At 61.6% G+C, this 17,129-nt stretch carries 16 protein-coding genes; 6 read left to right on the forward strand and 10 right to left on the reverse strand.

Annotated elements, in window-relative coordinates:
* Positions 1-5 precede the first annotated feature (5 nt).
* Positions 6-407: a DUF2946 family protein gene (locus ATY29_RS00195; protein ID WP_097534712.1), complete on the reverse strand. Its 402-nt coding sequence runs from the start codon at positions 405-407 to the stop codon at positions 6-8.
* 85 nt (positions 408-492) lie between these two features.
* On the reverse strand, positions 493-987 hold the full coding sequence (locus tag ATY29_RS00200; RefSeq protein WP_003572905.1) for an Lrp/AsnC family transcriptional regulator: 495 nt from the start codon (positions 985-987) through the stop codon (positions 493-495).
* Between the two features lie 172 nt (positions 988-1,159).
* On the opposite strand from ATY29_RS00200, the gene ATY29_RS00205 reads away from it, so the two are divergent.
* Positions 1,160-1,366 carry a hypothetical protein gene (locus ATY29_RS00205; RefSeq protein WP_097534714.1) on the forward strand — a complete coding sequence of 69 codons (207 nt, stop codon included), beginning with the start codon at positions 1,160-1,162 and terminating at the stop codon, positions 1,364-1,366.
* A 28-nt stretch (positions 1,367-1,394) separates the two neighbouring features.
* A complete protein-coding gene (gene putA, locus ATY29_RS00210) occupies positions 1,395-5,102 on the forward strand; it encodes a trifunctional transcriptional regulator/proline dehydrogenase/L-glutamate gamma-semialdehyde dehydrogenase (RefSeq protein ID WP_097534486.1) in 3,708 nt (1,235 codons plus the stop codon).
* A 228-nt stretch (positions 5,103-5,330) separates the two neighbouring features.
* On the opposite strand, the gene ATY29_RS00215 is transcribed toward putA, so the two are convergent.
* Positions 5,331-6,182, reverse strand: a complete 852-nt coding sequence (locus ATY29_RS00215) for a sugar phosphate isomerase/epimerase family protein (protein WP_097534488.1) — start codon at positions 6,180-6,182, stop codon at positions 5,331-5,333.
* Between the two features lie 305 nt (positions 6,183-6,487).
* Between ATY29_RS00215 and ATY29_RS00220 the strand changes: the two genes are divergently transcribed.
* From ATY29_RS00220 to ATY29_RS00235, 4 genes are read left to right on the forward strand one after another with little or no spacing between them, the layout of a single operon-like run.
* Entirely contained in the window at positions 6,488-7,378 is an 891-nt protein-coding gene (locus ATY29_RS00220; protein WP_003572896.1) for a sugar phosphate isomerase/epimerase family protein, read from the forward strand.
* A gap of 46 nt (positions 7,379-7,424) precedes the next feature.
* Positions 7,425-8,594 (forward strand): mandelate racemase/muconate lactonizing enzyme family protein, encoded by a 1,170-nt coding sequence (locus tag ATY29_RS00225; protein WP_097534490.1) that lies wholly within the window; start codon positions 7,425-7,427, stop codon positions 8,592-8,594.
* Positions 8,595-8,596: 2 nt separating this feature from the next.
* The gene (locus ATY29_RS00230; RefSeq protein ID WP_097534493.1) at positions 8,597-9,289 is read left to right on the forward strand and encodes a FadR/GntR family transcriptional regulator; all 693 of its coding nucleotides are present in this window, start codon (positions 8,597-8,599) and stop codon (positions 9,287-9,289) included.
* Positions 9,290-9,310: 21 nt separating this feature from the next.
* Complete coding sequence (locus ATY29_RS00235; RefSeq protein ID WP_025418683.1) at positions 9,311-10,285, forward strand: NAD(P)-dependent oxidoreductase; 975 nt, start codon at positions 9,311-9,313, stop codon at positions 10,283-10,285.
* 79 nt (positions 10,286-10,364) lie between these two features.
* On the opposite strand, the gene ATY29_RS00240 is transcribed toward ATY29_RS00235, so the two are convergent.
* The 7 genes from ATY29_RS00240 to ATY29_RS00270 form a co-directional block, all read right to left on the reverse strand.
* Positions 10,365-11,441 carry an ABC transporter ATP-binding protein gene (locus tag ATY29_RS00240; protein WP_025418684.1) on the reverse strand — a complete coding sequence of 359 codons (1,077 nt, stop codon included), beginning with the start codon at positions 11,439-11,441 and terminating at the stop codon, positions 10,365-10,367.
* Complete coding sequence (locus ATY29_RS00245) at positions 11,441-12,550, reverse strand: ABC transporter ATP-binding protein (RefSeq protein WP_025418685.1); 1,110 nt, start codon at positions 12,548-12,550, stop codon at positions 11,441-11,443. The genes ATY29_RS00240 and ATY29_RS00245 overlap by 1 nt, the downstream gene beginning before the upstream one ends.
* The gene (locus ATY29_RS00250) at positions 12,547-12,750 is read right to left on the reverse strand and encodes a hypothetical protein (RefSeq protein ID WP_003572881.1); all 204 of its coding nucleotides are present in this window, start codon (positions 12,748-12,750) and stop codon (positions 12,547-12,549) included. Before ATY29_RS00250 ends, ATY29_RS00245 begins: the two co-directional genes overlap by 4 nt.
* The gene (locus ATY29_RS00255) at positions 12,747-13,706 is read right to left on the reverse strand and encodes a carbohydrate ABC transporter permease (RefSeq protein WP_097534495.1); all 960 of its coding nucleotides are present in this window, start codon (positions 13,704-13,706) and stop codon (positions 12,747-12,749) included. The genes ATY29_RS00250 and ATY29_RS00255 overlap by 4 nt, the downstream gene beginning before the upstream one ends.
* A 1-nt stretch (position 13,707) precedes the next feature.
* The gene (locus tag ATY29_RS00260; RefSeq protein WP_097534497.1) at positions 13,708-14,613 is read right to left on the reverse strand and encodes a carbohydrate ABC transporter permease; all 906 of its coding nucleotides are present in this window, start codon (positions 14,611-14,613) and stop codon (positions 13,708-13,710) included.
* A gap of 154 nt (positions 14,614-14,767) precedes the next feature.
* A complete protein-coding gene (locus ATY29_RS00265) occupies positions 14,768-16,078 on the reverse strand; it encodes an extracellular solute-binding protein (RefSeq protein ID WP_003572876.1) in 1,311 nt (436 codons plus the stop codon).
* A gap of 351 nt (positions 16,079-16,429) precedes the next feature.
* A complete protein-coding gene (locus ATY29_RS00270) occupies positions 16,430-17,068 on the reverse strand; it encodes a TetR/AcrR family transcriptional regulator (RefSeq protein ID WP_025418686.1) in 639 nt (212 codons plus the stop codon).
* Between the last annotated feature and the right edge of the window lie 61 nt (positions 17,069-17,129).

The following is a 17,129-nucleotide window of genomic DNA, read 5'->3' on the forward strand; positions in this document are numbered from 1 at the left end:
CGGGTTCAGGTCAGGATCGGATCGGAAGGAGGGGCTCTGGGACCGGTGTTGGGCGGGTAAATTTGCCGACGGAAGGCTTCGATGCGGATCGGAAGATCCACCCGAACGGAAAATGCGACGGCTTTCCCGGCGATGTCTGCAGGCGGCGGCAGGAGGACGGAAGCGCTGATCCGGCAGGCTTCGCAGCCATGATTGTGCAGCTTGTGATCGGTGCCCGTGTTGCCTTCGTCGTCGGTGACCGTGACGCATAGCGTGGGTAGCGTCCCGTCCGGAAGCACATATTCGGCAAGGTTAACGGGGTCGGCCGCGATCGCCGGGGCCTGGTGCGCAAATCCGACAGACACGAGTGCGATGGCGCACAGAATGCGCACCAGCCATTTTCCGGTCATGTCCAAACGACTTTGCATGGTTCCCCCGCCATCCGGCGTGAAAACGTTGATAATGCTGCCGAGCCGAAAGCTCAATGCGGCAATGTAGCCGCAGGGTCAATGATCACGAAAGGCTTGAACCGAACTTGTCCCAGCCTTCCTTGATCGTCTCCATCGCGACGTTGGTCGAGGTGTTGGCAACGTGGGGCAGCGTCGAGATGCGCTCGCCGAGAACGCGGCGGTAGCGGCCGATGTCGCGGGTGCGGATCTTCAGGAGGTAGTCGAACCTGCCGGCGATCATGTGGCATTCCTCGACTTCCCTGATCTTCTTGATGGCGTCGTTGAAGCTTTTCAGCGCCGCCTCACGGGTGTCGGAGAGCTTCACCTCGACGAAAGCGATGTGGTCGAGCTGCATTTTCGCTGGATTGAGGACCGCCTTGAAGCCTTCGATATAGCCATCGTTGATCAGCCGTTTGAAGCGCAACTGGCAGGGCGTCTTCGAGAGGCCGACCCGTGCCGCCAGATCGGTGATCGACAGCCTGCCGTCCTCGGCGAGCGCCGCGAGGATCTTTCTGTCGAATTGGTCCAATTCACTAAAGACGTCAGGTTCTGTGGTCATTTGAACTTTCCGTGGTCTGTTTATAAGTTCATACAGCTTGAAAACTGGCAAAATCAAGTGAGATCGCGATTTGCGGCTGTGGTAGATTATGCGTCGGCAATGGGAGGAAGGCGTAAGCGCCTCGCGCATTGTCGGGATCGGCAGCGGCGCCGCACCAAAAGGGGGATCACAGATGTACGAGAAACAAGCGGGTGACGATCTGAAACCCGATTTGCTGGTTCACTACAGGCCGGTGGCGATAAGAGCGGTTGCCGCGGCATTCACCCTCAAGCGCGACAAGCCGGATGCGCGCCCGCTTCGCGAGACGGAATATTCCGGCCCCGCTTTTATGGACGATGCGCTCTGGGACGACGAGCCCAGTGTTCCATTTATCCGTTAGACGAAACATTCATTGATCAGGGACTCCCATGTTGAACGCAGCGATCGACCCCGCATCCTCCAATGATCCCGCCGGCAGTGCGCCGTTTGCCGCCTTTGCCCCGCCGATCCGGCCGCAATCCGAACTTCGCCAGGCGATCACGGCCGCTTATCGCCGCCCGGAAACCGAATGCTTGCCGCCGCTGGTTGCGGCCGCGCGCGTCTCCGAGGCGAAGCGCTATGACATTCGCAGCACCGCCCGGACGCTGATCGAAGCGTTGAGAGCCAAGCACAAGGGCACCGGCGTCGAAGGGCTGGTGCAGGAATATTCGCTTTCCAGCCAGGAAGGTGTCGCGCTGATGTGCCTTGCCGAAGCGCTGCTGCGCATTCCCGATACGGACACCCGTGATGCGCTGATCCGCGATAAGATCTCCGAGGGCAACTGGACCTCTCATATCGGCGGCGGTAAATCCATGTTCGTCAACGCCGCCACCTGGGGCCTCGTCGTCACCGGTAAGTTGACTTCGACGGTCAACGACCGCAGCCTGTCGGCGGCGCTGACGCGGCTGATCGCGCGCGCCGGCGAGCCGGTCATCCGTCGCGGCGTCGATATGGCGATGCGCATGATGGGCGAGCAGTTCGTCACCGGCGAAACGATCGAGGAGGCGCTGAAGCGCGCCCGGCCGCTCGAAGCGCGCGGTTTCCGCTATTCCTACGACATGCTGGGCGAGGCCGCGACAACGGCCGCCGACGCTGAACGTTATTTCAAGGATTACGAAAAGGCGATCCACGCCATCGGCAAGGCGTCGGATGGGCGCGGCATCTATGACGGACCTGGCATTTCGATCAAGCTTTCGGCCCTGCATCCTCGCTACGCGAGGGCGCAGGCCGGCCGGGTGATGGGCGAGCTGCTGCCGAAGGTCAAGGCGCTCGCCATTCTCGCCAAGTCCTATGACATCGGTCTCAACATCGACGCCGAAGAGGCCGACCGGCTGGAGCTTTCGCTCGATCTGCTCGAAGAGCTCTGCTTTGCCCCCGATCTCGCCGGATGGAACGGGCTGGGCTTCGTCGTCCAGGCCTATGGCAAGCGCTGCCCCTTCGTGCTTGATTATGTCATCGATCTTGCGCGTCGTTCAGGGCGCCGGGTCATGCTGCGTCTGGTCAAGGGCGCTTATTGGGATGCGGAAATTAAGCGCGCCCAGCTCGACGGTCTCGACGACTATCCGGTCTATACCCGCAAGATCTATACCGACGTCGCCTATATCGCCTGCGCCCGCAAGCTGCTTGCCGCCCCCGATGCCGTCTTCCCGCAGTTTGCCAGCCACAATGCCCAGACGCTGGCTGCGATCTATCATCTCGCCGGTCCCGATTTCACCGTCGGCAAATACGAGTTCCAGTGCCTGCACGGCATGGGCGAACCGCTCTATGATGAGGTCGTCGGCAAGGAAAAGCTCGATCGGCCCTGCCGCATCTATGCGCCGGTGGGAACACATGAGACGCTGCTCGCCTATCTGGTCCGGCGTCTCCTGGAAAACGGCGCCAATTCCTCCTTCGTGCACCGTATCTCCGATCCGAACGTCTCGGTCGAGGCGCTGATCGCCGATCCCGCTGAGACCGTCGCTGCCATGCCGGTCGTCGGCGCCCCGCACGCGCAGATCGCCGCGCCGAAGGCGCTTTACGGCAGTGCGCGCGCCAATTCGGACGGCCTCGATCTGTCGAACGAGGCGACCCTTTCCGATCTGGCGCAGGTGCTCGCCGCCTCTGCCGTAAGTCCATGGCATGCGCTGCCGATTCTCGCCGATGGCTCGACGGACGGGGTGACGCGTGACGTCCTCAATCCCGCCGATCACCGCGACGTCGTCGGCACGGTCACCGAGCTGAGGGTCGAAGACGCCGCCCGGATCGTTGCGATGGCTGCCGAGCATGCGCCGCAATGGGCGGCCGTACCACCGGGCGAGCGTGCGGCGTGCCTGGAGCGTGCCGCCGACATCATGCAGGCCCGCATCAAGACGCTGATGGGCATCATCATGCGCGAGGCCGGCAAATCTGCGGCCAATGCCGTCGGCGAAGTGCGTGAGGCGATCGACTTCCTGCGTTATTACGCCGAACAGGCGCGCAAGACCCTCGGGCCGTCTCATGCGCCCCTCGGTCCCATCGTCTGCATCAGCCCGTGGAATTTTCCGCTGGCGATTTTCACCGGGCAGGTTGCCGCCGCTCTGGTGGCCGGCAATCCCGTGCTTGCCAAGCCTGCCGGTGTTACGCCGATCATCGCCTCGGAGAGTGTCAAGATCCTCCACGAGGCGGGCGTGCCTGTGGGCGCCCTGCAGTTCGTGCCCGGCAGCGGCCGCCTCGGTGCCGGCATGGTTGGCGCTGCCGAAACGGCAGGCGTCATGTTTACCGGCTCGACCGAAGTTGCCCGCATGATCCAGGCGCAGTTGGCCGAGCGGCTGTCTTCGACCGGAAAGCCGATCCCGCTGATTGCCGAAACCGGCGGGCAGAACGGGATGATCGTCGACTCCTCGGCCTTGGCCGAACAGGTGGTGGCCGACGTCATTGCCTCGGCTTTCGACAGCGCCGGCCAGCGCTGCTCGGCGCTCCGTGTTCTCTGCCTGCAGGACGATGTGGCCGACCGGACCCTCAACATGCTGAAGGGCGCCTTCCGCGAGCTGACCATCGGCCGCACCGACCGGCTGAGCATCGATGTCGGCCCCGTCATCAACGATGGCGCAAAGGCCGAGATCGACCAGCATATCGAGCAGATGCGCGGCCTCGGCCGCAAGGTGGATCAGCTGCCATTGCCCGAAAGTGCCGGGGCGGGGACGTTCGTTCCGCCGACGATCATCGAGATCAAGTCCCTGTCGGATCTGACGCGGGAAATCTTCGGGCCGGTCCTGCATGTCGTCCGCTTCAAGCGAAACGGCCTCGACCGGCTGATCGACGATATCAACGCATCGGGCTACGGCCTCACATTCGGGCTTCACACCCGGCTTGACGAAACAATCGCGCATGTGACGAGCCGCATCAAGGCCGGCAACCTCTACGTCAACCGCAACATCATCGGTGCTGTCGTCGGCGTGCAGCCTTTCGGTGGCCGCGGCCTGTCGGGCACCGGTCCGAAGGCCGGCGGTCCGCTCTATATCGGCCGGCTGGTACAGCGGGCTCCGGTGCCGCCGCAGCAGGATTCCATTCATACCGACCTCGCCCTTCGCGATTATATCGTCTGGCTCGACAAGAAGGGCTTGCCGGCCGAAGGGGAAGCGGCGCGCGGATATGCGAGCCGCTCGGCGCTTGGGCTTGAGCGCGAGCTCACCGGTCCGGTCGGCGAACGCAATCTTTACGCGCTCCATCCCCGCGGCCGCATTCTTGTCGTGCCGCAGACCGAAACCGGGCTCTATCGCCAGATCGCAGCAGCGTTGTCCACGGGCAACCACATCGTCGTGGACGCCGGCTCCCTTCCGAAATCGACCTTGGCGGATCTGCCGGCGGCCGTCGCCAGCCGGGTCTCCTGGACGTCGGATTGGGAAAAGGACGGGCCGTTCTCCGGCGCACTCGTCGAGGGAGATCGCGACAGGGTTCAGGCGGTCAATAAAAGGATCGCGGCTCTGCCCGGTCCGCTTCTACTGGTGCAGGCGGCATCGAGCGAGGAATTGGCGAGCGATCCCGAGGCCTATTGCCTGAACTGGCTGCTGGAGGAGGTGTCGACGTCGATCAACACCGCAGCAGCCGGCGGCAATGCAAGCCTGATGGCGATCGGCTGAGTGACGGGACAAAAGGCCTCCAAATGGGCCCTCGTCGGCACATATGCGGCTTGATGTGCGAAAGCGTTGGCCAGCAGCAGGCCGGCACAACGAGGTTGCCCTGGTCTGAGCAAAGGGCGGTCTTTCCTATGCGGTATGGCCGTCGGTATTCACCTGACAGCTTGGCCCCGTCTGCGCTCTCCCCTGCGGGCAGTCTGCGGGATTTGGACGAGGTGGGCCAGTTGATGGTCATGCCGCTGCGCGCCATCCGTCGCGGATAAGGCGGTAGCCTTCGCGATAGACCGATTCAGGTGTCTCGGAGAAGTCGCGCCAGACCTTTGTCGCGGCGGCAAGATCCTTGAGGGCGCGACCGAACGCCTCGATTGTCAACCATCCATCGTAACCGCTTGCGCGCAGCGCCCCGAATGTTTCCGCCCATGGAATGTTGCCACGCCCTGGTACGCCGCGGTCGTTCTCCGAAATATGGACATGCACGATGCGTTCACTGTTTCGCGTGAAGGCGCCGATCGGATCGGCTTCTTCGATATTGCTGTGGAAGGTGTCGTACATGGCGCGGATATTCGGATGTCCTATTGAGTCGATATGGCTCGCAAGGTCGTCCATCGTGTTGAACAGATAACATTCGAAGCGGTTGAGCGCCTCAAGTCCGATGGTCACGCCATGTTTTGCTGCATGATCGCCGATCGCACGTTGCGAGGAAATTGAACGCTTGAGTTCAGCCGCGGTCGGCCCACTGCCAGAAAATTTTCCGAGCGTCGAATGTAGCGGCCCGCTCAGCATCGTTGCGCCCAGGGCATCGCTGCAGTCGATTGCCCATTTCACGTAGTCGATGCCACGCCTGCGGGTTGCGGCGTCGGGAGCGATCAGGTTCATCTCGGAGTCGCCAATGGCGGAGACGGCGGTTCGTTCCAGGCCGAGCCGGTCCAGCAAGGTTCCCAGCCGCCGGTAGTCGTCCAGTGTGCCCGAAAAGACGGGGATTTCGACGCCATCGAACCCCGTCGCCTTAATATCGCGTAACAGTGCCTCGTGACTGCGGTCGACGCTTGTCGTCCAGAGGAACATGCACATGCCGATCTTCATTTCTCTCCCCTCGGCTTGCGGCCACTACGTCGGCGACATCAGCGGCGTTCCCAAATCTGGTCATACCAAAAATGCGAAACTAGTCAAGCCGCCGCGCGGCCACGCGGAAGGTCAGATTTCGAATTAACCTGCAAAATTCGGCGAAAAATCTGGTCATAGCAAGGGAATTCCAGGGTTATGAGGCCGCCTTGCGGAGGCTGGGAATTTGCGTTAGACCTTTCAGATAATAACAATTGGCCAAACCAGATTGCCAGAGATAGGGTGGCGTTTTGACGCCAAATGACGCAACCGTCTAGGAGGACCCCATGCATCTTTCGACGCACAACTGGATGCGGGCTGAACCGCTCGCTGTGACGCTGAGGCGTATCAAGAAATACGGCTACGAGAGCATCGAGATTTCCGGCGAGCCGACACAATACGACGTAAAGGACACGCGTGCCCTGCTGAAGGAGCACGGCATCCGCTGTTGGGGCGCTGTTACGCTGACGCTCGGCGAGCGAAATCTTGCTGCCCGGGATGAAGGGCAGCGCGCCAAGTCGGTCGACTATGTCAAGAGCGTTATCACCATGGTCAGCGAGCTCGAGGGCGAGATCCTCACGCTTGTGCCGGCGACCGTCGGCAAGGTGGTGCCGGATGGAACAGAGGAGGAGGAGTGGGCATGGGTGGTGGATGCCACGAGGGAGTGTTTTGCCCATGCCCAAAAGAGGGGCGTGCGCATTGCCGTCGAGCCGCTCAACCGTTTCGAGACCTATTTCTTCAACCGTGCCGCGCAAGCGCTGGCGCTCGCCGATGCCGTCAGCCCCGAATGCGGGGTCTGCCTGGATGCCTTCCACCTGAACATCGAAGAAGAAGACATGTATGAGGCGATCCGGCTCGCCGGAAAGCGCCTGTTCGACTTCCACGTCGCCGATAACAATCGTTTCGCCGCCGGCCTCGGCCACCTCGACTGGCCGAAGATCATCGGCACGCTGAAGGAGATCGGTTACGACGGTGCCGTCACCAACGAATTCGTCGCTCCGGTTGACCGGACGCCTGCCACCAAATATCCCGACATGGTCGAGCGCAACCCCGTCGACATCCCCCCGGAACAGCTGAAATTTATCCAGGATCACGGCTCGAGCCTGCTCACCGAGAAATTCTACGACGATCAGATGCGGATCACCGCCGAGACGATCCTGCCACTGATCAAGCAATGAACGGGTAGACATATGCGGGCGGCCGGGAGGAACGGGGATCCGAGACATGCGTATCAAGACCGTAGAGGCATGGTGGGTTAAGATTCCCATCGAGGCGAGCCGCCAGCACCGCAGCGACTTCGGCCGGCTGACGACCTTCGATAGTGCGATCCTGCGGATCGAAACGAGCGATGGCATCGTGGGTTGGGGAGAGGGCAAGAATGCCGCGGGCAGTGCGGGCAGCTATGGCACGCTGGTGCACATGATCAATCACGAGGTAGGGCCGAAACTCATCGGCCGCGATCCTGCCGACATCTCCAGCATATGGGAGATGCTCTATAACGGCGTACGCCACGAGACGGCGGCGACTTCGGGTCACGCGATGCCGGAGATGGCGCGGCGCGGCCTTTCCGTCGCGGCAATTAGCGCGGTTGATATCGCACTCTGGGACATTCTCGGCAAGTCGCTCGGCGTCCCGGTCTGGAAGCTGCTGGGTGGCCGCAAGGCCGACAGGTTGCCCGCCTATGCCTCGGGTGGTTGGGAGAGCGCGGAGAGGATCGGCGAGCAGCTCCGGTCCTATATTGCGGCCGGCGGTTTCAAGTCAGTCAAGATGCGCGTTGGCGCGATGGATCGTGCGCCGCATGTCTCGGCAGCGCGCGTGCGTGCGGCTCGCAAAGCGGTCGGCCCCGACGTCGACTTGATGGTCGATGCGCACGGCACCTATACTGTTGCCGAAGCGAAGCGCTTCATCCAGATGGTTGCGGACTGCGATCTCGCCTGGTTCGAGGAGCCGGTGATCGCCGATGACAAGCCCGGCATGGCGGAGGTTCGCGCGGCTGGGAACGTGCCGATCGCTGCCGGCGAGAGCGAGGCGACGCGTTTTGCCTTCCGAGATCTTGCCATGCTCCGGGCCGCCGACATATTCCAGCCCGATCCGGCCTTCTGCGGTGGCATTACGGAAGCGATGCGCATCAGTTCGCTCGCAAGCGCCTTCAACCTGCGTTTCGCACCGCATCTTTGGGCCGGGGCGCCCTGCTTCTTTTCTGGTCTGCACTTGTGCGCGGCCTCTCCGGCAAGTTTTATCATTGAATATTCCCTTGGCGCAAATCCGATGATCCATGATCTCGTCGAGGACACTGTGTCCGTAAAGGACGGTATGATAGAGATCCCGGACAGACCTGGCCTGGGCTTCACGATCAATCAGCGGGTCCTGGAGACTCACGCGCAAAGACAGTGACGATGAAAGAAAATTCCCTCCTCTCCGATCTCGCGGCCTATCTTTTCTCGAACTCGAGCGACAACGGTCGCACGCCATCGGAGCGCGAGCTTGCGGAGCATTTCACCGTCAGCCGGGGACAGATTCGCGAGGCACTGGCGATCCTGGAGGCAATGCGCATCGTCGAGCGCCGAGCCAAGTCGGGCATCTATCTGACGACCACGGAGGCGAGCGTGGAGGCAATGGCGCTTTTTGCCCGCGCCGGCGTTCCGCTTGATCCCATCCTGATCTACGAGACCGTGGAGCTTCGCAAGATCCATGAGATCAAGGCCGCGGAACTTGCCTGCAATCGGGCGACGGAGGAGAATTACAGGCGCTTGCGCGATATACTCGCCGCGTCCGAGGCGAAGCTTGCCGGGGGCGAGGGGCTGGCGCGCGAGGACCGCGATTTCCATCTGGAGATCGTCCGAGCCACCAAGAACAGCGTCTTTTATCGGGTGTGCAGCGTCTATTACGTCATGGGCGAGCACCGGCTGCCGATTTATTTTGCCGATTCCGCCCGAAGCCGGCGCTCGCACGAGGAGCATATTCGCATCTACGAGGCGCTGCTTGCCCGAGACGGCAATCTCGCCCAGGCGCTGATGAGCGCGCATCTTCAAGGTGCGGAAAGCTATTGGAAGGGGCTTATCGGCGGGCCAGCGACAGCGGCTGGATAGGCGCAACCGGCGGGGAGGTCGATGAGCTTCATCTTTTCCACACATCCCCTGCACCCCGCGGCCAAGGCCATGCTTGAGGGGGCGGGTGATCTGCGGGTGGCTTCGGCGCCCGAACCCGAAACCTTGCTGCGAGAAGGGCGCGGCGCCGGTATCGTCGTAGTGCGGGCGCCGATCCCGCCGGCCTTCTTCGAGGATGCGCCGGCGCTTCGCGCGGCGATCCGCCATGGTGCAGGCCTCGACATGGTGCCAATGGAGGCGGCGACCCGCGCCGGCGTGCTTGTCGCCAACGTCCCGGGCGCCAATGCCTCGACTGTCGCCGAGCACGTCTTCCTCGTGACACTGGCCCTGCTTCGGCGCTTCCGCCTGATGGACCGCGAACTGCGTCAGAACGGCTGGGTGGCGGGCCGCGCCCAATCGGACGCGGCCGTCGACCTCGCCGGCCGCACCATGGGCATCGTCGGCATGGGCAATGTCGGCAAGGCGATCTTCCAGATCGCGAAATTCGGTTTCGGCCTGGAGGTGGTCGCCACCAGCCGGTCGCCGGAAAGCGTGCCGGACGGCGTGCGTTTCCTGACGATAGATGAGCTTGTTGCGACGGCCGACATCGTGGTGCTCTGCTGCCCGTTGACGCCGGAGACGACCGGCTTGCTCAATGCCGGTCGCATCGGGCGCATGAAGCCCGCGGCCATTCTGGTCAACGTCTCGCGCGGCCCCGTGATCGATGATGCGGCGTTGATCGAGGCGCTGCGCGATGGCCGCATCGGCGGAGCAGCGCTCGACGTCTTCGCAACGCAGCCGCTGCCGCTCGACCATCCCTATTTCGGCTTTGACAACGTCATCGTCACGCCGCATCTCGCCGGTCTGACGGAAGAGAGCATGATGCGCATGGGAACAGGTGCGGCGAGCGAAGCCCTGCGCGTCATCAAGGGCGACTTGCCCGTTAATTTGCGCAATCCCGAAGTGGTAGAACATTACCGCCGGCGCTTTCCCGCATAGCGCCTCGTCGCGACAACTCGAAACGCTCGCTGCCCCTGCCGTGCCGCCGAGACCGCTGGCATCCTTCGGACCGATCAGGTCAGCCCGCGTGCCGCAGGCTGACGCCGCTTCCGGCGTCAAACAGCACGACCCTTTCCGGATTCCACGAAAAGCGAACCTCATCCTCGATCCGCAGCACCGTCTGTGTCGGCACGGTCGCGTGGATGAACTTCTCGCCGGTGCGCAACGTCACGATCTTTTCGACGCCATGGTTTTCCACGTCGTGCACCCGTGCTTCCCCTGGCGCGCCGCTGTCGAGAAAAATGTCCTCCGGGCGGATGCCGAAGGTGAGCGGACGACCGTCCGTCGCGCTTGCGTGGCCGTTGCCGAACGGCAGCCGATAGCCCTCGCTGGCCACTGCCTCGCCGCCGGCGAGCGTGCCGGTGATCAGGTTCATCGGCGGTGAACCGACGGCGCGCGCGACGAAGGTGTTGACCGGATTCCGGTAGATCTCCTGCGGTGTTCCGGTCTGCACCAGCTGACCGTTGTTCAGGACGCCGATCTTGTCGCCCATCGACATGGCCTCGATCTGGTCGTGGGTGACGAAGAGGAAGGTGGCGCCGAGGTTCATCTGCAGGTTCTTCAACTCCGTGCGGAGTGCTTCGCGAAGCTTCGCGTCGAGCGCCGATAGCGGCTCGTCCATCAGGAACACGCGCGGCTTGCGCACGATGGCACGGCCGATCGATACGCGCTGCATCTCGCCCCCCGACAGCCGGTCAGTCTTGCGGTCGAGCAGATGCTCGATGCGCAGGGTCTTCGCAACCCGAGCGACGCGTTCCTTGATTTCCTCTGGCTCAATGCGGCGGATACGGGATTTTAATGGAAATTCCAGGTTCTCCCGCACCGTATAGCGCGGGTAAAGCGAGTATTGCTGGAGCACCAGGGCCACGTCGCGCTCGGCGGCACCCCAGTCGGCGACATCGTGCCCGTCGATGAAGATCTGGCCTGCGGTCGGCTTCTCGAGACCGGCGATCAGGCGCAGCGTCGTCGTCTTGCCGGCGCCGGTCTGCCCGAGCAGCACGAAGAACTCGCCGTCAGCAATGTCGATGTTCAAGTTTTTCAGCGCCGTGTGGCTGCCGAAGGTCTTGGTGATGCCCTTGAGTTCGATATGCGCCATCAGAGTCTGATCCCCAGCGACGAGCCGGTCGCCGTGTTGAAGAAATGTGCCTGGGCGGGGTCGATGCGTGCCCAGACGGCTTCGCCGGGACCAGGCACGAAACCGCTCTTGGTCCGCGCCCTGATCATCTGCTGGCCGACCTTCAGGTCCACGATGTCGTGGGAGCCGAGTGGCTCGATAATATGCGCCTCGACCGGCACGAAGCCCTCACGTGCCTCCCGTGAAACGATCACGCCCTCAGGCCGCACCCCGAGTGTCAGCTTGCCGTTCTCGGCCCTTGCGTCGGAGAGGCGGTTAGCCAGCACGGCGGGGAACTCGAAGCCCGTCGTCCCGTCGCCGACCTGCACGCTGGTATGGCTGCCCGTTTCGCTGACGCTTGCCGGCGCCATGTTCATGACCGGGCTTCCGACGAACTGGGCGACGAACGTGTTGGCGGGTTGCGCGTAAACCTCTTCCGGCGTGCCGACTTGCTGCAGGATACCCTCGTGCATGATGACGATGCGGTCGGCGAGCGACATGGCCTCCACCTGATCATGCGTTACGTAGATCGTGGTTGAACCCTGCTTGATGTGCAGACGCTTGATTTCCGCCCGCATCTCCTCGCGCAGCTTCGCGTCCAGCGCACCGATCGGCTCGTCCATCAGCATGGCCTTTGGCCGTCGCACCAGCGCACGGCCGATCGCGACACGTTGCATATCGCCGCCTGACAGCGCCGAAGGCTTGCGGGACAGCAACTCGGTGATGCGCAGAACCGCGGCGATTTCCCGGACCGCCTTATCGACATCGGCGCGGCTCATCCGGGTGGCCCGGAGCGGGAAGGCGATGTTCTCGTAAACCGTCATGTGCGGATAGAGCGAGAAGGATTGGAACACCATGGCGATGTCCCTGCCGGATGCTTTGATATGCTTGACCGGCTGCCCGTCGATCAGAATGTCGCCTTCGTCGATCGTCTCCAGGCCCGCGACGGCGCGCAATGTCGTCGTCTTGCCGCAGCCCGATTGTCCGAGCAGCACGATGAACTCGTTATCGGCAATGGCGAGATTAAGGTCTTTGATGACCTGGACGGCACCGAAATATTTCTGGATAGCGCGAAGCTCGATCTGCGTCATGACTGGCTGCCTTCGTCTGGACGTGCGTCCCGGGGGATTTTGGTCGTCACCATGAAGGCGATCAGTCCGACGAGCGTCATCGTCATGCCGTAGCGGTGCAGAAACAGGTTCCAGGGCTGGCAGAGCGCGACGATCCCCAAGATCATCAGATACTGCGAACCGGGTTCGAGATATTTCTGGTTAAGGGCGCGCAAGGTCATTTGCGGATCGCTCCGAAGCTCATGCCGCGCAGGAGATGGTTCCTGAGCAGGAAGGTGAAGATCGCGACCGGTAGCAGGAACAGGAACGTACCGGCCGCAATGACCGTCCAATCCGGCAGGCCGGAGCCGACCTGGCTCGGAATGAAGGGTGGAGCGGTTTGCGCCCGCCGGTTCGTCATGATCAGCGCAAATGCATATTCGTTCCAGGCCGTGATGAAGCAGAAGACCGCGGTCGCGGCGATCCCCGTCGCCGCTTCCGGGATGACGATCTTGAAAAACGCCTCCATCCGCGTGTAGCCGTCGACGAGCGCGGCCTCCTCGTATTCCTTCGGGATCTCGTCGATGAAGCCCTTCATCAGCCAGACGGAGAAGGAAAGGTTGAAGGCCGTGTAGAGGATGATGAGGCCCCAATGCGTGTCGTTGAGGCCAACGGTGCGGTACATCAGGAACATCGGGATCGCCACGACGACGGGCGGCAGCATGCGCGTCGACAAGATGAAGAAGAGAAGGTCAGCCTCCCCTTTTACTCGGAAGCGCGAGAAACCATAGGCGGTGAAGGTTCCCATGCCGACTGCCAGGACCGTTGAGGTGATGGCGACGATCAGCGAGTTCATGAAGCGGTTCGGATAGCCGGATGGCTGCACCTCGCCGCGGCCGGAGCGGACGATCTTCTCACCACCGTCGAACACCATCCGCTCCCACCAGGGGGCGGCGCCATATTCTTCGGGGGTCGGCACGCCACGCAGCTGCGAGCGCTTGGTGAAGAGCTTCACGAAAGGCGATAGCTCCGGCTCGAAGAGCACTGTCGGCGGAATGGTTGTGGCGAGGTTGCGCGGCTTGAAGGCTGTCGAGGTGATCCAGTAGATCGGCGCCAGGAAAATCAGCGTAATGACAAGTACGGCGGCGATTGCGACCCGGTTCAGCGCGCGTTCGGAGCGGGTTTGGACGGCGGCCATCTCAGCGCTCCTTCACTTTGTTGAGGTACTTGACGTAGATATTGGTGATGGCGAGAACCATGATGAGAACGATGTAGGCGAGTGCGCAGGAGCGCCCCGTCTGCCACTCCTGGAAGGCCATTTTGTAGAGCCGGATGGAGATCACCTCGGTCGTCGGCTGGCTGGTCAGGATGTAGGCGAGGTCGAAAGTCTTGAAGGCTTCCATCGTACGGAAGATGACTGCGATCATCAGGATCGGCGCCACAAGAGGCAGCGTGATGCGGAAGAAGGTATAGAACGGTCCTGCCCGGTCGATCGCCGCTGCCTCGTAGAGATGCTTTGGCACGGCCGAAAGGCCGGCGAGCGACAGCAGCATCACGAAGGGCGACCACATCCAGATGTCAGTGATGGCGACCGCATAAAGCGCGACATTCGGATTCGACAGCCACTCGAAGGAGCCGAGGCCGAGTGTGTAGTTGATGATGCCGAAGGACGGATCGTAGAGCAGCTTCCAGAAAAGACCGACCACTGCCATCGATAGCATCATCGGCAGCAGCAGCAATGTCGTCAGAAGACCCTTCAGCGGGATATCGCGGTTAAGGAGCATCGCCGTGCCGAAGCCAACGATCACCTGCCCCGTAACAGAGACGATCACATATTTTGCGGTGATGGCGAAATTCGACCAGATGAACGGGTCGTTCAGCAACTCGCGGTAGTTCTGCAGGCCGACGAAGTTGGCTGGTGCGTTCGACGAGGCGCGGAAGTCGGTGAAGGAATAGCCGAGCGAATAGATCAGCGGAAAGATGTTGAAGACGATCAGAAACAGGATCGTCGGGATGATGAAGAGATTACGAATCCGGATGTCGCTCATGCCGCGGGATGCGGCGCGCGTTTTCGTGTCCAGCGATGTCATGACTACGGTGGCCAATCCTCTCCTCCTTCGAGAGTTCGGCGCTGGATGCCGGAAGGCATCACGATGCGCGAAGTTGATGCCGGGCGCCGCGCCCTCTCGAACCGCGCACTTCGGCGCGGAGATGCAGAATGATGTTGGAGGGGCGGCGAGGCCCCTCCACTGGCGCTTGCTATTTGTTGCGTTTGTACTTTTCGAACGTCGCGTTCCAGTCCGCTGCCAGAGAATCCAGCACTTGCTTCGCCGTGCCTTGGCCGGCGGTGACGAAGGGGTAAACGCGCTGGTTCATCTGGATTAGCAATTCGGCATATTCAGGCGTTGCCCAGAAGTCCTTGACCTTGAACATGGTCTCGTAGAAGGCCTTGTTATACGGTGTCGCATTCTGAAATTCGGGAGATTCAAGCACCTTGGCGCTTGCTGTGTAGCCGCCGAGTTCGGCCCAGCGCTTCTGGGTCTCGTCCTTGATGAACCATTCGAGGAATTTCATCGCCTCTTCCTGGTTTTTTGAGTAGGAGATGACCGATATGCCTTGCCCGCCGAGTGCTGCGAACTGCTCGCCATTGGGGCCTGCCGGATTGGCGAAGAAGCCGGTAACCTTGGCGTTCGGGTTGGACGCCTCGTTCACCAGAGCAGGGAAGAAGGCGAAATAATTCATGCTCATCGCGGCCAGGTTTTCGGTAATCGCCTGGTTGTTCTCGACGAAGAAGGACTTGGCCCAGCCTGGAGGCGTAAAACCGTAGAGCTCGCGATACAACTCGAGCGCTTTGACGTTCTTCTCCGAGTTGATGATACCGTCAACCTTGTAGTTCTGGTAATCGCCGAGTTCGCCTCCAAACGAGAAGATCGCGTTCTCGACACCCATGACGAGCCCGTCGTAAGAATTATCGGTGTAGATGGCGATGCCATAGCGCTTCTGATCTGGACGGTGGAAGAACTCGGCGATGTCGCGCATCTGGGCCCAGGTCTTCGGCGGGGCGAGATCGTAACCGTATTTCGCCTTGAACGCCTCCATCTCCTTGGGATCTTCGAACCAGTCCTTGCGATAGGACCAGCCGACGGCGTCACCCTCTGCAGGAATTGACCAGTACTTCTTCGAGTTGGCCGGATACTCGGAGTAGTATTTCACAGTTGCCGGAGCCATCACCTGCGTCAGATTGTGCTTGGTGAAAAAATCGGTCAGATCGACGTAATGTCCTGCTTCCGACGCCGCCCCGATCCACTGGCTGTCGCCGACGACCAGGTCATAGGCTGAGCCCTTTGCATTGAATTCGGTGAAGGCCTTGGTCTGAAAGTCGGCCCATGGGGTGGTCTCGACAGTGACCTTGACGCCGGTTTCAGCCTCGTATTCGTTTGCAAGTTCCTGAAGGTAATTTGCCGGGTCCCACTCTGCCCAGAAAATCGTCAGTTCCTGGGCCTGTGCGGACGTTCCGCAGGCCCACATCAATCCGACACCGGCAACGAGACCGGTCATAGTTTTGCGCATAACGTTTCCTCCCATTTATGCACGCTTCCCGCGCCGTCGCGGGCCTCCCGATCTGGCTTCTTGATCCTCTTGGGTGGTTTTCGTGCCGAGGTCCTCCCAGACCCGTGGCGCGTTTCAGATCTCAAGCCTGAATATTGTTTCCTGATCTGGTAGTACCAAATGCCATTATCGTCAAGGGCGACACTTGCAGAGCTTCATCAACTGCAAATCTTCCAGACTTCCAGATATCTGCCTGTAACTGCGGATTCGCTGCTTTAGTCTTGTCACGCGCTCTCACATATTTCATCGTCACAACGACCACAATACTAACAACATCGCTCCATCTGGTCGAACCAGTTGGCGACCAACATGTCATGCTTTGCTCTCCGCCTGCCGTAACGCGCTATCAACGAGGGCCTTGGCGGCCCACTCGGCAACAGACTGCGCGCTTTCGGAGGTCAGGCCCCAGATATCCTTCAACACGATCAGCACCTCGACGCCGAAAACAAGCGAAAGCGCCTGCGCAAGGCGTTCCCGGGATTCGGGCGGCACGGTGCCCTGCAGAGGGGCCGTCACGCATTTCAGAAGGTCGACCCGGTGGCCGCGCTTGAACAGCGGTTCGTTGCCGAGCGTTCCCGCCTGGCGCTGCGCCCATTGGTCCAGTGAGAGTTTCAACGCAGCCTTGAAGGTGGCCTCGAACTCGTCGATGCGCGGCATCGCGGTCGCCAATAGGTCGGCAACGCGGGTACGAGCATCAGGACTGTCGGACGACCAGCCGAGTATCGGTCCCAGAGCCTCATCGACCACGGCATGCACGAGCGCGGCCTGGCTCGGAAAGTAACGATAGGCCGTCGCGCGCGAGACTTCGGCGGCCTCGGCCACTTCGCTTACGGACGGAGTGATGCCGGACTGCATGAGCCGCGTAGCTGTTTCGAGCATTAGTTTTCGCGTGCGAGCACGCGGCCCTCGCTCGGTCCTCGCTGTTTCGTTCTGTTGACGTGAGACATCCATATCTTTATGATACGCGCGTCTCACGAATTTGCAAGGGCACATCGCTGCCCCCGACGTGGGA

This window comes from Rhizobium hidalgonense, from assembly GCF_002914525.1.
Taxonomy (GTDB): Bacteria; Pseudomonadota; Alphaproteobacteria; order Rhizobiales; family Rhizobiaceae; genus Rhizobium; species Rhizobium hidalgonense.

Coding starts and splice junctions, on each gene's coding strand:
- ATY29_RS00195 (WP_097534712.1), bottom strand. CDS start 407: ATGCAAAGTCGTTTGGACATGACCGGAAAATGGCTGGTGCGCATTCTG.
- ATY29_RS00200 (WP_003572905.1), bottom strand. CDS start 987: ATGACCACAGAACCTGACGTCTTTAGTGAATTGGACCAATTCGACAGA.
- ATY29_RS00205 (WP_097534714.1), top strand. CDS start 1,160: ATGTACGAGAAACAAGCGGGTGACGATCTGAAACCCGATTTGCTGGTT.
- putA (WP_097534486.1), top strand. CDS start 1,395: ATGTTGAACGCAGCGATCGACCCCGCATCCTCCAATGATCCCGCCGGC.
- ATY29_RS00215 (WP_097534488.1), bottom strand. CDS start 6,182: ATGAAGATCGGCATGTGCATGTTCCTCTGGACGACAAGCGTCGACCGC.
- ATY29_RS00220 (WP_003572896.1), top strand. CDS start 6,488: ATGCATCTTTCGACGCACAACTGGATGCGGGCTGAACCGCTCGCTGTG.
- ATY29_RS00225 (WP_097534490.1), top strand. CDS start 7,425: ATGCGTATCAAGACCGTAGAGGCATGGTGGGTTAAGATTCCCATCGAG.
- ATY29_RS00230 (WP_097534493.1), top strand. CDS start 8,597: ATGAAAGAAAATTCCCTCCTCTCCGATCTCGCGGCCTATCTTTTCTCG.
- ATY29_RS00235 (WP_025418683.1), top strand. CDS start 9,311: ATGAGCTTCATCTTTTCCACACATCCCCTGCACCCCGCGGCCAAGGCC.
- ATY29_RS00240 (WP_025418684.1), bottom strand. CDS start 11,441: ATGGCGCATATCGAACTCAAGGGCATCACCAAGACCTTCGGCAGCCAC.
- ATY29_RS00245 (WP_025418685.1), bottom strand. CDS start 12,550: ATGACGCAGATCGAGCTTCGCGCTATCCAGAAATATTTCGGTGCCGTC.
- ATY29_RS00250 (WP_003572881.1), bottom strand. CDS start 12,750: ATGACCTTGCGCGCCCTTAACCAGAAATATCTCGAACCCGGTTCGCAG.
- ATY29_RS00255 (WP_097534495.1), bottom strand. CDS start 13,706: ATGGCCGCCGTCCAAACCCGCTCCGAACGCGCGCTGAACCGGGTCGCA.
- ATY29_RS00265 (WP_003572876.1), bottom strand. CDS start 16,078: ATGCGCAAAACTATGACCGGTCTCGTTGCCGGTGTCGGATTGATGTGG.
- ATY29_RS00270 (WP_025418686.1), bottom strand. CDS start 17,068: ATGGATGTCTCACGTCAACAGAACGAAACAGCGAGGACCGAGCGAGGG.